General features: G+C 58.6%; 14 protein-coding genes and 1 pseudogene. 7 read left to right on the forward strand and 8 right to left on the reverse strand.

Features of this window, described 5'->3' with window-relative positions; all coding sequences use genetic code 11:
* Positions 1 to 2: 2 nt before the first annotated feature.
* The 4 genes from EOHIBHHM_RS19245 to EOHIBHHM_RS19260 all read right to left on the reverse strand — a co-directional run bounded on the left by EOHIBHHM_RS19245 (position 3) and on the right by EOHIBHHM_RS19260 (position 6,409).
* Positions 3 to 2,573, reverse strand: a complete 2,571-nt coding sequence (locus EOHIBHHM_RS19245; RefSeq protein ID WP_497257309.1) for a hypothetical protein — start codon at positions 2,571 to 2,573, stop codon at positions 3 to 5.
* Positions 2,574 to 3,371: 798 nt separating this feature from the next.
* The gene (locus EOHIBHHM_RS19250; RefSeq protein WP_497257311.1) at positions 3,372 to 4,688 is read right to left on the reverse strand and encodes a sialate O-acetylesterase; all 1,317 of its coding nucleotides are present in this window, start codon (positions 4,686 to 4,688) and stop codon (positions 3,372 to 3,374) included.
* Positions 4,688 to 5,335 (reverse strand): hypothetical protein, encoded by a 648-nt coding sequence (locus EOHIBHHM_RS19255; protein WP_497257313.1) that lies wholly within the window; start codon positions 5,333 to 5,335, stop codon positions 4,688 to 4,690. Before EOHIBHHM_RS19255 ends, EOHIBHHM_RS19250 begins: the two co-directional genes overlap by 1 nt.
* Positions 5,336 to 5,746: 411 nt before the next feature.
* Complete coding sequence (locus tag EOHIBHHM_RS19260) at positions 5,747 to 6,409, reverse strand: hypothetical protein (RefSeq protein ID WP_497257315.1); 663 nt, start codon at positions 6,407 to 6,409, stop codon at positions 5,747 to 5,749.
* Between the two features lie 355 nt (positions 6,410 to 6,764).
* Between EOHIBHHM_RS19260 and EOHIBHHM_RS19265 the strand changes: the two genes are divergently transcribed.
* The gene (locus EOHIBHHM_RS19265; protein WP_497257317.1) at positions 6,765 to 7,091 is read left to right on the forward strand and encodes a DUF5658 family protein; all 327 of its coding nucleotides are present in this window, start codon (positions 6,765 to 6,767) and stop codon (positions 7,089 to 7,091) included.
* A gap of 1,000 nt (positions 7,092 to 8,091) precedes the next feature.
* Here the strand turns inward: EOHIBHHM_RS19265 and EOHIBHHM_RS19270 are convergent.
* The 3 genes from EOHIBHHM_RS19270 to EOHIBHHM_RS19280 form a co-directional block, all read right to left on the reverse strand.
* Positions 8,092 to 9,303, reverse strand: a complete 1,212-nt coding sequence (locus EOHIBHHM_RS19270; protein ID WP_497257319.1) for a hypothetical protein — start codon at positions 9,301 to 9,303, stop codon at positions 8,092 to 8,094.
* Positions 9,303 to 10,073: a hypothetical protein gene (locus tag EOHIBHHM_RS19275; protein ID WP_497257321.1), complete on the reverse strand. Its 771-nt coding sequence runs from the start codon at positions 10,071 to 10,073 to the stop codon at positions 9,303 to 9,305. The genes EOHIBHHM_RS19270 and EOHIBHHM_RS19275 overlap by 1 nt, the downstream gene beginning before the upstream one ends.
* A gap of 455 nt (positions 10,074 to 10,528) precedes the next feature.
* Complete coding sequence (locus EOHIBHHM_RS19280) at positions 10,529 to 10,798, reverse strand: hypothetical protein (RefSeq protein WP_497257323.1); 270 nt, start codon at positions 10,796 to 10,798, stop codon at positions 10,529 to 10,531.
* A gap of 173 nt (positions 10,799 to 10,971) precedes the next feature.
* Here EOHIBHHM_RS19280 and EOHIBHHM_RS19285 point away from each other — a divergent pair, with 173 nt between their 5' ends.
* Positions 10,972 to 11,277 carry a hypothetical protein gene (locus EOHIBHHM_RS19285; RefSeq protein WP_497257163.1) on the forward strand — a complete coding sequence of 102 codons (306 nt, stop codon included), beginning with the start codon at positions 10,972 to 10,974 and terminating at the stop codon, positions 11,275 to 11,277.
* A 264-nt stretch (positions 11,278 to 11,541) separates the two neighbouring features.
* On the opposite strand, the gene EOHIBHHM_RS19290 is transcribed toward EOHIBHHM_RS19285, so the two are convergent.
* A complete protein-coding gene (locus tag EOHIBHHM_RS19290; protein WP_497257165.1) occupies positions 11,542 to 11,757 on the reverse strand; it encodes a hypothetical protein in 216 nt (71 codons plus the stop codon).
* Positions 11,758 to 11,942: 185 nt separating this feature from the next.
* Here EOHIBHHM_RS19290 and EOHIBHHM_RS19295 point away from each other — a divergent pair, with 185 nt between their 5' ends.
* The 5 genes and pseudogenes from EOHIBHHM_RS19295 to EOHIBHHM_RS19315 all read left to right on the forward strand — a co-directional run.
* On the forward strand, positions 11,943 to 12,065 hold the full coding sequence (locus tag EOHIBHHM_RS19295; RefSeq protein WP_497257167.1) for a hypothetical protein: 123 nt from the start codon (positions 11,943 to 11,945) through the stop codon (positions 12,063 to 12,065).
* Positions 12,065 to 12,406, forward strand: coding sequence for a hypothetical protein (locus tag EOHIBHHM_RS19300; RefSeq protein ID WP_497257169.1), 342 nt, complete (start codon positions 12,065 to 12,067; stop codon positions 12,404 to 12,406). The genes EOHIBHHM_RS19295 and EOHIBHHM_RS19300 overlap by 1 nt, the downstream gene beginning before the upstream one ends.
* Positions 12,403 to 12,612 carry a ribbon-helix-helix domain-containing protein gene (locus EOHIBHHM_RS19305; RefSeq protein ID WP_497257171.1) on the forward strand — a complete coding sequence of 70 codons (210 nt, stop codon included), beginning with the start codon at positions 12,403 to 12,405 and terminating at the stop codon, positions 12,610 to 12,612. Before EOHIBHHM_RS19300 ends, EOHIBHHM_RS19305 begins: the two co-directional genes overlap by 4 nt.
* Complete coding sequence (locus tag EOHIBHHM_RS19310) at positions 12,609 to 13,055, forward strand: hypothetical protein (protein WP_497257173.1); 447 nt, start codon at positions 12,609 to 12,611, stop codon at positions 13,053 to 13,055. The genes EOHIBHHM_RS19305 and EOHIBHHM_RS19310 overlap by 4 nt, the downstream gene beginning before the upstream one ends.
* A gap of 195 nt (positions 13,056 to 13,250) precedes the next feature.
* Positions 13,251 to 13,559 (forward strand): annotated as a pseudogene (locus tag EOHIBHHM_RS19315) (helix-turn-helix transcriptional regulator); the annotation flags it as partial.
* Positions 13,560 to 14,054: the final 495 nt, after the last annotated feature.

Consider the following 14,054-nt stretch of genomic DNA (forward strand, 5'->3'; position numbering starts at 1 on the left):
GTTCAGACCCCCGTACCCGCTGTGACAGCCGGTGAGACGATTGGGACGTTCGGCGTCGGCGTCACGATCGTGCCGACGAACGGCACGTCGATGTTGGCCGTGTACGTCCGAACCTGATACTCCACGCGGTCGATGATACCGGGAGAGTTGATAGTCCGGATCGAGACCTGCCCGTTCGCGCCGGTGTAGGTCCGGATGCTCGTCGAGTCGGCGTTCTTGACGACCTCGCCGTAGCGCGTCGACCCGTCGGTCGTGATGGGCCGGTCGTCGTTCCAGTAGACAATCGCCGATTCAGACAGCGATTTCTGGTGACTGACCACACGAACGTGCTGCTTGACCGACTCGCGTGCATCCCCGCGCACGACGCGCACGTTGACTGTCTCGTCTGGTGGTGACGAGAGAGATTCGCTGTAGACGTGGACCTCTGTGGGTACGTCGTCGCTCTGTCCAATCTGAGCAGTGATACTCACACCGTCGTCGGTGACGTCGACGTCGCCGCCGTCGAGCCCGTCGCCGACAATTGCGACCGTCCCGAGTGGGCCTTCCGTGGCTCTAACCGAGGCGGGCCGGGGTTGGTTGGTGTTGCCAGCGCCGATTCGGAACGTCTCGACGAACTGATTGCCGTCGACGTCCTCGAGGGTAAGTCGGACGGTGTGAGCGCCCTGTCCCTTCGTCGAGAAGTTGAGTTCGTTGCCGTTCGTGATGTTCGACGTCGCGACCTCGCTCCCGTCAGGAGCGAAGACTTGTGCGCCTGTGACCGAGCGGAACGACGAATCCTCACTCGGGTTAGCGCGCACAGTCACGCGGTCGTCGGGACCGGGTTGGAGTGACGACACACTAATCGAGTCGAGTGTCGGCACCTTCCCGTCGAACGTCGGGTTCTGAATCGTCTCGCGGGCGCTCCCGAGGCCGTCCTCGTTCGCGACCCGTATCTCAAATTCAACAGCGGCGGCGTCGCCTTCGCCGAGTGGGTAGTCCGTGACTTGGACGGATGACTCGCCGAAGCCGGCGATGTTCGACAGAGAATTGTCGATGCTCACGTACGAGTCGTTGACAGTGCGAGACGTGCCGTTGCTGTAGTGAGCGATGACCACGACGTCCTCCGGCGAGAGGGCTGTGGAGAACGGTCGTTCGTAGGAGATCGTGTTCTCGCCACGCTCGACGACGGAGTCGCCCGCTTCGATGCTGTTGCGCAACTCCGTCATGGCCTGCTGTTGCGCCTGGATGCGTGCGCGGAGGTCCTCAATCGAGGTTTCGTTGACGTCGACAGACCCCGACGCGCCCTCGCCGAGTCGCTCTTCGATGAGTTCAAGCGTGCGGTCGTTCAGGCGTTCGTTTCTCTGGCGTTGTTCGTCAAGTTGCTCGTAGAGTTCCTCCGTGCGCTCGCGCGAGAGTTCTTCGATGTTCTGCTGGAGTGCAGGCGGGAGGTCGCTGAACGACCCGTTCAGGAGTGCCTCACGCAGTCGCTCGAGTTCGCCCTGGAGGGCCGTGACGTTCGACCCCGGTGGTGCCGAGAGTTCGTACATCCGAATATCGACGTTCTTGGCCGGTGGTTGGGCTGTTTTCGTGACACTCGGGAAGTACACTGAGGAGTTCAGGAGTTCGCGTTGTGTCTGCGTTCGGTCCTCGAGCGAGGTCGTGAGCGCCCCATCGTACGTCTCGCGCATGTCCTGTTGCGTGATGTTTCGCGGGTCCATGTCGTAGAGACGCTGGAGGCCCGGCGCGTGGTACGCTTGGACGGTGACGACTTTGGTGTTCGTCGGAACGTCGAGTTGGTAGTTGCCGTTCTCGTCGGTGGTGGCCGTCACGCGCTCGATGCGGTTGTTCTGGATGGCGTCCTGTACTTCGTTCGCGCGCTTCGAGAGTTGGTCGTCGACGTCCTGTTCGTACGCGTCGATGATTGACGTCGAGTCGCCGACCTTCCGCGGGACGCCTCTGGGAGCTCCGCGCTCGTGGATGTAGTAGAATCCGGGTGAAAGCGACAGGGTGTTGTAGCTGAACGTGTCCGGGTCGCCGAAGCCACCGCCCGCCTGCTTGTCGAGCGTGATGGTGTTGTTCAGGGTGACGTCCCCGCCCGGCCCGATTTTCTCGACGACGATCGTCGACTCTTGTTTGGATTTGCCGGGAAGTTGGCAGTTGTACTCGTTTGAGACGGCCGGGATGCACGAGTTGACCCCGACGCCCGATGCGTCCGCGTCCCACGCGCTCACGACAAACTCCTCGTTGGCCGGGAGGTCGATGAGCGGGTTCCGGAGGTTGGCGTTGTCGATCCACGGTGCCTCACTCGCGATTGAGTCGCGTGGGTGGGTGGCGACGTAGCTGGTGACGCCGTCTTTCGTCCACTCGCCGCCTTCTCCGGTGAGCGTCGCGCCAGCGCCCTCTTCGCGCCAGACGTTCGGGATCTGGTTCGCGAGGTTCTCAAGGTCCTGGCGTTGTTTCTGGAGAGATTGGTCCGTGACGGCCGCGTAGCCGACGACGGTTGTGTTCGCGACAGGGTCGCCGTTTTGGGTAGTAACGGTTCCGGAAACAGTTGGTGATTCAAGTGGCTCTGTTTTGATGCGGAGGTCGTCCATGCTCGTGTGAGATGACGATCCGATGACAACATCGTCAGCGGTGAAGCCAGATGGAATTGAGAAAGCCGAAGAGGAACCGTCACCAGTGCTTGGAGAGTCCCATTTTACCGTTGCAGTATCGTTTCCGTAGTGAGCATCCAGTCTGAAATCAGTCCATTCATCATTAAACGGATCTCCATCCCTAATCACGGTTTCTTGTGTGACTGTTCCGTCTTCGATTACCTGATATATGAGTTGATGCTGGTCTGATGTTTCAGATTCTTCTTGGAGAAACATACGGACCCATGTATTAGAAGAGGAGTCTACTAATTGTAGGATAGACGTATCAATTCGGTCAGAATAGTGATCTGTCGAATATGAAGACACCTGTGCAGTTGCTATCATCTGATCCTCAATCGGGTAATCAGATGGCGAGATGTGAACCGCAGTGTCGGCATTGTGTGAGAAACTAACAGCTTGAGAACCGGATGCGGCACGGAAGGTTGAAACATTGACGTCGGCCGGGCCTTGTTCAAGATCGAATCCATCTGGTGTTCCTGCATCCGCAGATTGGTTTTCAAAATCATACGTTGCGTCCCAGGTGATCGAGGAAAGTGCCATGAAGGTACCAGAGCTCGTTGTTCCAGTCATCGCCCCCACAGCCGGGACTGCACTTAAAATTACGAAGGCACAGAGAAGAATCGTTGTGAACTTGCGCGCTTGGCTAGTCTTGTTGTCTGTCGTATCTATTGTCATTTTATCGTTGAGTTGTGACTCGGGTGATTAGTTTTGAAGTGTTCTGCCAGATGATAGATAAGACTAGTCTCGGATGAACGCTGCGCTCAAATAAGTTCGAGTTTTGGCTGCTCGCGTAGTCTGAGATCCACCAGACGACTGGAATGCCTCCAGAGAAATCGAGTCGCCATAACTCAATCTGAAGACAAAGTTATGCTCAGTCGCTGACAGCGTTCCGTTACCAACTGCTTCATCGTAATCTTCGGAAGTGCCGTTTATTTTCAGGCGGCTTGTTTGACGATCCGAGCTGGTGAGGTTCTCAACAGAGACGCGCGCAGAGATTTGGTAGATTCCTGCTCTATTTACGACTAAGGTATTTGAGGAGAGGGAGAGTGCCGGGTCTGAGGAATCAACAGTGTCGATTGTCACTGTCTCAAAAGTTGCATCCGCGAGCGACTGTGAAGCAGATTGGTATGCTTTTGTGAAGCCATTCGGTGCCTGCGAGAGGTCGTTAGACACGCGGCTCGCACCTTCAACACCCATCGCATCAAGCCCGATTTGGTTATAGTGTAGATCGTTCCTATGCCACCCTCGCGCCGGGAAACTCTTCTGAATCCCGGACACAAACTTGACGATATTTCTGTCGTAAGCGACCGTTTCTTGGGCTTGGCGGATTGTCTCGAATCCGGTAGTATCTCCCGTATCCGGCATCCCCAATTGGAATAAGTAGAGATTCCAGTCAGTGGGGAACTGCCCATCGAAATAATCGACCATCGTTTTGAACGCGTCAATGTACTGACTTTGGGTCACGTTCCCAGCATCGAACTCTTGTGCGTCCTGCTCTCCTTGGTGCCAGAGGATACCGCGGAAATTTGGCGAATAACCTTGTGCGTTGAGATATGAGATGGCGTTATCAAGTTTTGTCACGAGGTCGTCTCGGAGTGTTCCAGTAGTGTCCCAAGTTCCGTAAGACCCCTCAGCCTCCGTAGTCTGGCTTGATCCACCTTGCGCTGCTTGGAAATAGACAGATTTTCGCCCAGTTCGACGATAATACTCCTTCGCAAACGCGGGCCATGCGCTCCCATCTCCCTTCTCGAGAGGGTCATCAAGCTTCACTAAACTGTCGTCAGAGAGATATTCATATGCAGTGTCACCAATCACATCCGGGGATGTTGTTGAGTCACCTGTCCCGACAGCATTACTCTGTCCACCTATTGCAAAGACATCAATCTGGCTAGCACCACCAGAAGTGGGCCACGTTGTTCGAGTCGTGCCTCCGAGCGTCACCTTCTCGGATTTTGTGTGCTTGTTGTCAACGTTTGATCGGACGCGGCCCTCCGCGTCCATGAATACCTCACCCGTCTCCGGGTCTGTGATTCGTGCGTTAGTGTCTTCAGCCATTATTGAATCAACCTCCCTGCATCGTCCCGAATTTCGTCTAACCGCGATACGTACGTCCGAATATGTATCTCGTCGCCGTCTGGAGGGTCGGTTCCAACGACGTAGATGAACTGCGAGCTGTCGTTGACGTAGTAGTAACCGACATGAGACGTGTCGTCTTCGTCAAGTTCCTCCTGGTGCGGGATGCTCATCTCACCAACCGTGACGATCGTCTCTGAGTGTCCAGCCGATTTGACGGGCGCGACGACCGCACGCTCCGAAGAGAGGATAACCTCAGCACCTGAGTTGTCGTTCGTTATCTTCGGCGAGTCGAAAGCGAGTGTGTTCTCAACCTCCTCTTTCCCGAAGTAGCCGCGTATCTTCGAGGTGAGCGGTGTTTCATCGTCAGTTGATACGATAACACGCCCAGTAAAATTGGGAGGGATGTATCCGAGAGAGTTCTCTTCCGCGAACTCAGAGACAGACACGCCGCCGACCGAGACGTGATACTGTGTCGGTTCGTCGAGCACGTCAGACACTGCATCAGTGATTTCTAGTGAGAGACCGGCCGGGTTTTCGGCGAGGTCGAACTCGACGAACCGCAGCTCGTCTGACTGTGCCGCCGCCTCTCCAGCGAGCAACGCCGGACCAGCGACCGCACCAGTCATGACGAGCATCTCTCGCCGGGTGAGCGAGAAATCGTCGTCGCGCTGTCGGTCGTCGCTCTCGGGGTGTGCCGCCGCAGCGCCGAGCGCCGCCGTCGCGAAGAGTCCATCAATGCGGTCTCGAAGGCGGTCGAGAAAGGAGGGCGCTTCGGGCCAATAGCGGAGGTACGAGATCTTGGCTGTCTCTCCCGATCGAGTCGAGAGTTCGAGCGGCCCGAAAGAGAGCCCCGACTGCGTGAGGAACGTCGGTCCCGCGACCTCGACGTCGGCGTCAGAAGGGATTGTGACGGTCCCCCCTTCCGACGCGCCGAACGCGAGGCCTCGAAGTTGTGTTTTTGGTCTGCTCATGGTGTGTGCTGAGAATTTTGCTGTTGTATTACGAGTGTATTTTTCGGTGTCAAAAACGTATCGCTGTTACTGACTGTCCAGATCGTCAGGATTCCGAAGCCACTCGACGACGTGTTTCATCACGTCGACGTCGCGCTTCTCTCCTTGCTTCTTGAGTCCGTACGCGCGGTTTCGCACCTCTTCGGCCGTCGACGGCAATGGGTCGTAGATTCGAATCGCCGTTTCAACCACGTCCATGAACGCCCCGGTCGGCCGGTCGGCGATGAGGACCGAGGTCGTGCCTTCCGGCCCCGAAAGATAGCCAGTCTCTTCGTTGAACCGCGCTCGATGCCGGCGCTGTCCAGCCTCACTGGTCCCGAACTCACTGCCGGCGTTCTTCGGGAGGTGACACTCGGGGTCGGTGAGCTCGACTCGTGTGTTCGCGTCGTGGATCGCCCACTCGTCGTCGGGGTCGCCGAAGAGCGTCTCGGCGCAGAGCATCGTCGCTGACTGCCGGAGGAGTTTGTGCGCAACGATGGCGTTGCGGTCGAGTTGCGGTTTGATGTGATGGGCGCGGCCGTAGTCCCGATCGGGGTCGGCGTCGTCGAGGCCGTCGTCGTCAGAATCGGAGTCGGAGAGGTCCTCACCCCAGAAGTTCTCGCGAGCGCCGAGCGCCTCGCGGCGATTCAGCGCCTTTGACCGTTCGTCGGCTATGCCGTCGGCTGAGCGGGTGGTTTGTGACTGTGACATGGTTGATTGGGCAGCAAGAGGAGAGACTCGCGTCTACTCCCACTCGCCAACGAGCGCCCCCTCCCATCCCCATGACAGGTCGTTCCCTCGGCGTTCGGCCCGGTGGTAGTGGTCTCGTGACCACATCCATCGGACCAACCAGCTTTGGTACTTCGCGCGCGTGTGACGAGCTTAGTTACGATAATCCAGACAGTCAACCTACTTAATGATTGGCTAAGCGAGGGCTTGATAGAGGTGGTTTGAGCAGTCTACGAGTGCGTTTCCTACCTTCTACATTCACTACCAGTTCGTGCTTCTACGCGTGTGCGCGATTACGGCGACCACTTATTACGTCGCGTTTGGCCGACTCTCGGGTATGAACACAGACACGAACGCGAATACTGAAACCCATCTCTGGACGGTCGCGACTGTGACCTTCGGGATCGGCGACGTCGTCACGACACTCGCGTTCGTCGCCGCCGGGCTCGCCGTCGAGGCGCACCCGCTGTCGGCCGCCGTCATGTCAGCGGTGGGGCTGTGGGTCATCGTCCCCTGGAAGGCGCTCGTACTCGGTGGGTTCTTTTCGGTGAGTCGGTGGGTGCCGCGTGAGTGGCGCGTCGGCGTCCCGATCGGGTTGGCGTTGTGGGGCGTGTGGGTCGTCGCCTGGAACCTCGCCGTCGGTGGCGTGGCTGTCGTTGGGTGAGCTCGCGAAAAGTCGGTGGAAACCGATATCGGAATCGGCGAACTTTTGCTCGGAGATCCTCGTCTCGGTGAGCGGCGAGAATTAATAACTCAGTCGTGCGCGAAGCTACCAGATTCGCGAGGGTTTCTCAACAGATTCAAAATCTGGCCCAGATTGTGGACCACACGAAAAATCTTTTCTCGCCGTTACCCCGCCGCCGTATGGCGGTTAATAGGAATGTGGTCTAGATTGGACCAATCTTTGTTTTTTGGTCGAATCTGTCCGAGAGAGGGGGTGGGGGTCGGAACAACCACACACGACACGCTCGAAGGGTAACACGCAGGAACACGAACCCCGAGAAAACACGGCAGAGAAACCTTAGCGCCCGGCGCTGCGGACGACATCCGTCGTCGCTTGCTTGCTCACTTGCGCTACGGACTTGTTCCGTAGGCAAGGTTATAAGCGTTGCGATAGCAACGCGCCCAAGGCGGTGTTGAGCGGTTGTTAAGATGTTGGTAAGACAGGGTGGTAGTGTTAACAACCGTGGTGTGGTGAGAGGTCGAGGATAGCGTGGTGTATCGTACGTCTCACCGTCTCTCGTGGCGTCGTACGACCGTTTCGTTGTTCGGACGGGTGCAACCTCGTCTCTACCCCCGACCCTCTCTCGCAGCGTTCTAAGCAAAAAACAAAGATTGGTCCAATGTGGTCCACTACATCGAGTATCTGATACAACGGCCGTGGTCGGTGGTTCTCGCCCGGCCCGATGCAACGATCGTACTGTGTCTCCTATGCCGATCGGCACTGCCCTCGCCGGCTATCTGTGCAGTCTCCTCTCGTGCGTCTCTGTCCACACGAGCCCCGTGAGACAGTACAGACGAGACTGTGGGTGACACACGCGGGTGTGGGGGTACTCTCGTGAGCAACTCGAGAAAAAACAAACATCAATCGAATCTAGCCCACAGTCGCGTTACAGCCACTACCAACGACTATGGGCACTCTCATGCCGAATCGACGTCGTGGACTACTCCGATGAGTAGACCACTTCTCGGTAATCTTTGTCCAATCGTGGCTCAATGGTGTCGCGGTACCCGACGTCGTTGTACGCGTCGAGTGCTTGGGCGACGACGATCCGTGTGTACGCACGCGGGGTGTCGTATTGGTCTGGGTACTCGAAGAGTTCAGCACGCTCCTCGAGCGTCTCGGCACACTCGTTGTTCAGCAGCTTGAGCGTCGCGACCTCGTGCAACCACTCGGCAATATCGTCGAACCACAGCCCTTGCGTTTTCTCGATTCCGTTAGCGCGTTCGCCGTCGGTGAGCTCACGACTCTGCTTCCACGCCTCGTAATCGACAAGCGTCGACACCTCGTCGATACCGTTGTTCCACGCCCCGACCGACTCCGACGGGGTGTTGATAATCTCGACCGTACTCGTTACCTGATTCGAGAGTGCGTTCTCGAACGCATCGCGGGTTGTGTAGTAGAGGTCCTTCCCTGGCCGCGGGTCGGCAAACAGGATCTCCGAGACACTCGGGGCGCTCGGGGAGTTTGCGCTGTACCCTGCTCCGGTCTTGTAGCGCGGGATTGCGTAGTCTGCGCCGCGCTGAGAGACGTGCGAGAGGTGCCGGGCGATAAGGTCGTCGACCTTACTCCCAGGGATGATACCACTGTCCCCTGCGACCGACCGACACATGGCTGCAATCACGCGAGTGGCGTACTTGTACGACGACCGGACGTAGTTGTGGTGCTCGCGGTTTTCGTCCCAATCAGGATCGGTCGGCGACGTCGGAACGTGCGAGGGGTGGATTTCTAAGTCCTCGCCCCACAGCCCGTTGGTTTTCACGGCCGCCTTGATATCGTCCCACGATTGCTCTTGACCGGCCTTCGCCCATTCGACGGGCGTGAGCGTCGGGGTATTGCTCTGTGACGCTTCGACCGCGCCACCGTCGGATGCAGCGGGGAACGGATTCGACGCCTGCTCGTCGACTTGCAGATCGCGACCAAAGTCGTCGGCAGAGAGTTCGTTATCGACGAGGCGGTGGGCGTCAGATTCGGGGATTCGACCGTCGACGATAGCACTGGGGTCGACGTTGCCGAAGAGACCCTGCTGTCCGTGGCTCATGAGCATGTCTCCGGCGGTCGACATAGAGCAGTCGTAGAGCTTCGCGACCGCTTCGACTGCGTCCTTGCGCTCCGGCGTCGTGTAGACCTTCACTAACTCTGTCCGTTCGGCCATTATCCCATCGCCCCCATGAGGAGACCGTCGGATTCACTCGTCTCTGCCTCACCGTCGGAGTTGATATCGTCAGAATCCACAATCGGTCCCTCCTCTTCTGCTTCCGCTGCACCGCAAGCGCCGGCCATCCCGACCGGCACCTCCACGACGACCTCGTCGCCGGGCGTCTCCGCACCGAGTCTGTCCTCGAGCGCGTCGATGATATGCGGTTCTCGCCCCGTTCCTTTCGCGAACTCATCGAGCAGGCGCTCGCGACACTGCTCGGTGGTGAACATCCCGGCGTTCCGGTAGACGTCGTCGGCCTCTCGCGCCCGCGCTTCCGCAGAGGTGTACTCCCGATCGGCCTCGGGGAGCTCGCCGATCGCGACGGCGACGACCCCGCCTTTCTCGTCTCCCGACTCGGGTTTGGCGTCGACGTCGACCTCGCTCACCTGCTCGTGCGCGTCGTCGACTACTTCCGGTTCCGTCTCTGCTTCTGGTTCTGGCTCTGACTCCGCGACCTCTGTCTCGCCGACGCCGACGTCGACCTCGTCAACCTCGCCGGTCAGCATTTCCCGACGCGCCTCGAGGTAGTTCAGAATCTCCGGACGACCGTACGCCGTCTCTTCGACGTGCGTCCAGGCGTCGACGCGCGCGACGTCCTGAATCCCGTCGATGACGGGGCGCGGGCCGAGATCTGTGGTCGGGTGCAGAAATCGAGCGGGGTTCTCGCCGAACACCGCTTCGACGCCGGGGAACTCCGGAAGGTCGGCGCTGCGGCCACCTCTCATCGGCGGACCTCCTCATGCGAGTGACTAGTCGTGTCTTCAAGAATGTCGATGCAACCACGCCGGGTGCAAATGTTGTTACGTGCGTTAAGCAAGGATTACCGTTCCATCCGACCCTCCAGCGTGCCCAACACACGCTTTCAGACCGGGGAAGCGGGCGTCCGCACGCGGACAAGTAACGTCCACGTACGAACTTTGTGACTGCAAAAGCGACATTCTTAGAGACCGAATAATGCCGCGAGCAGCCTTGTAACATCCAAAAACGGTCGAAACTGACCGTTGGATATAAGTCTCGTGAGGCCGAACCCACGAGTGACCAAGATTGGGCAGGTTCTGGTGGAAACACCAGATGCTGAGATGGTCACTCAGTAGAATGTCACACGACTGTTGGCGCAGTCGCTGTGTGTGGGGTACGGCACCCGCTTGGGTGTTTGCCTCCCTATTCATCCTGTTAGAACTCATCGCTGAGTTACAACGCCCTCCTCTGCGTCGTTGTCATTGACTTGAGTTTCTCCCTTCCCTACATTATGCTTTTCTCTCGCCACAGCGGCGAGCTCGTCACGTTCCATGTTCCGCGTTTCCCATCGGAGTTGTTCTAACTCATCGGGATCGGCGAGCATGAGCAGCCGAGAGAGTAGCTCTCCTTGGGATTCCCACTTCTCTTGGATCTCCGTGAACGTCTCGTGTTCAGTTGTGCTCACGGCGAGCGAGCCGTATGTGGTTCCCATACACTTCTGCTTATAATGCGTTATAAGATAAAACTACCGACGCGTCAGACACTCTGTCGAACTGAAACCAGCAAGACTCACACCATCTCTGTCATGCGATAATACAAAACGTGTGTCATAGTTGCGATATTACCACGTAAGTTTTGACGCCACTGTTTGACTTGCAGTACGGAATGGCAAAGGAAAACCAAATCCAGCCGCGAGTAGTGCTTGAGAAGGGCTTCTACAGCCGACTGGAATTACTGTGCCCAGCCGCACTGTCGAAAGCCGAACTCATCCGCTACTATCTCAATGTCGGGTATATCGCACAGTTGGCGACGCTCGGCGTCAATAGCCCGAGTGACGTCGCCGCCCACGAAATCTCAATGGCGGAGAAGCTCGGCGACGATCTCTCCGAGGAGTGGACGATGGACATGATAAAATCGCTCATGCGGATGCAGGATATCGACCACGTCGACCTCGAGACTGACGACGAGTAGCTGTTGAGGTAGCCCGCCCCTGGCGCGCGAGCGTCACACACCGCCCCTTGCCATTCCATTGGGGACTTAAAGAACTTCAAGAAGGTCTAATGGGACTCCTCGAATCCACTAGATACCTGTGTATCTGACAAGACGTGAATTTACTACCTTCTAAACGCACTCATGACTGTCGCTCATGGATATCTGAATCATACGCACGCGCACGCGCGTAGAGACAGACAGACGAAACTCGCCAACGGGGATCTACGGCAGAACGGAGAACGCCTAGTCGTCACGGACGTCGTCGACCGCCTCGACGAGCGCCTCAAACATCTTTGGTTGGTGCTCTTTCAGCAGTTCCAGGTCCTCGACAAACCCGCGCTTGATGCGCGTTCGGACGCGCGAACGAATCGAATAGAGGTAGTTGGTGTCTACGTCTTTCTCTCCGGAGAGAACCGCACGCTCATTGTCAGTAAGCAACGCGCGCATATCATCGGCCATACCGTCTCTTCCAGTATTAGGCATTTAGTTCATCACCACATACGTTCTCACTTGGTAAAAACATACTCTATGCGTTGCGCAACACATGGAGTTAGATTTATGTTGGTGGCCTAAAAAGAGGGATGTGGGTGCCGGAGACACCTGCCCAATCTTGCCTCCGGCGCTTTCAACCGAGGTTTCCAGAAATGGAAGGTCAACACAACGGCACGACGACCCAGGATGAATGGACCGCACGAACGATCGCCGGGAAGACGATGTACTTCCACAAGAACGGCGGTGCGACGCGACAGCGCCCGGAGGGGCTGTGATGCAGTCTCCCGACACCGGGGCGGACGCTTTCGAGTGGGTCGGCGTCGACGTCCCGACGCACTCGCCCGACGCGGCGACCGACGCCGAGGTTCGCGACGCTGTCGAGCAGGTCGAATCGGCCGACCCACAGCTCGTCGCCGACGGCGGCACCGACGGGCTGGAACTGACGCTGCAACCCGATCCCTCCGATTCGCTGGAGTCGCGTCGCCTGCGACTCGCCGACCGCGACGACGGGCCGGGGTACTGGTTGGTCGAAGAACGCTACTCGCTCGAGACGGGCGAGTACCACACGGTCGGTCGCGAACACTACGCGCGTGTCGATGTGCGAGGTGCGCTATGAGCGCCGATTCGCCGACCTCGCGCCTCTCGCCGAACCGGGGTATGGAACGCGTGACTGTCCGACTCGACACGGATGTTATCGACCGTCTCGAGGAGGTCGCCGACTCGGAGACGACTGACTACAACAATCGCTCGGAGGTGCTTCGCGACGCCGTCGACGCGCTGCTCGGCACGCGCGACCTCGCCGACGGGGTGGACGACCGATGAGCGCCCACAACCCCAACCCCAACCCCAAGCCGACCCGGACGCTCGCGGATTTCGGGGGCTCGAAACCAGCGACGGACGGCGGCACTCGCGAGCGCCCCGGTTCTGACACCGACACCGACTCGGATGCACACCCGCGTGTTCGACGCGCGCCGGCACAGTCGACCCTTGCCGACCCCGAGCAGGTGGGCGTCACACTCTCCATGACCCACCTCCCCGACGAGCGCCCGGAACTCATCGCCGAGGGCACCGAGTCGACGTTTCTCACGCGCACGAACGTCTCTGGACAGGAGCGCGTGAACACGCACGTCTGCCCGTTGTGCGGCCGCAAGCGGCAAACGTGGCCCGAAGACGAACCGTCCGAGCACTTCGGTCGCGCCGACCACGATTGGGCCGCGCTGGAACGCGCCCGTGCGACGATTCAGGGGGCCTACGACACCGAGTAGGGGTTGGATGGTTTTATATTGGACAACGAGTAGTTCAAGATAAGCGACGGATTTCAGACGGTACGAACGACCTTCGTGTGGTCACTCTGGCGGGGTTCGATTCCTCGCGGAAGGCATACTCGGCGCGACATGACCTGCCCAATCTACGACGGTCACGTTGCTGTCGGGTGCAAGACCAACGACCAACGACAAACTATGAGCACGCAACAACTCACGACGGGTCCGCTCACGGACCTCACGGCGTTTCAGCGCGACCTGCTTCGAACGATCCTCTCGCTCGACGACGCGGAGAAGGCCCACGGCCTCTCAATCAAGTCGGAACTCGAGGCACAGTACGAGGACGAACTGAACCACGGGCGTCTGTACCCGAACCTGGACGAGCTCGTCGACAGCGGCCTCGTCGAAAAGCGCGAGTGGGATCTTCGGACGAACGTCTACGAGGCGACGCCGCGCGGTCGTCGCGAGTTCCGATCGCACGTCAACTGGACGGCAGAGGTGCTCGGTTCGGGCGACGAGAACGGAGAGAACGACGGAAAGAAGCTCGTCACGGACGGCGGCTTCCGAACCGACGACCAAGGCCGGTGGCGGGACTTAGAGAACTTCATGCGTGACGGCGTTCTCGTCAAAGTCCGACCGTTCGCCTGCTCAGACCACAAGTCACAGACGACTCTGTTCACTTCGGGACAATCCGAGGTATTCCACGCCGACAAGCACTGCCACCGACTGCACCGGGGAGAGACGATCTCTCTCGACGGGCAAGAGATGAACTTCATCCAAGCCCACACGATGGAGAGTGTCATGACCTCGTGGACAGACCCAATCAAACCCTGTGACTACTGCACACAGGATATTCAGACGACGGCCGAGGTCGCCGTGGAACATGACGGGATTCCCGAAGCGTGCCTCACGTACTTCGAGCCGGGCGACGAGCGTGTTCGTAAGACAATCCGCACCTCGCCCGCTGGCGAGACTGTTGTGAGCGAAAGTTCTCACGAGGTG

Source organism: Halogranum roseipondis (genome assembly GCF_059695585.1).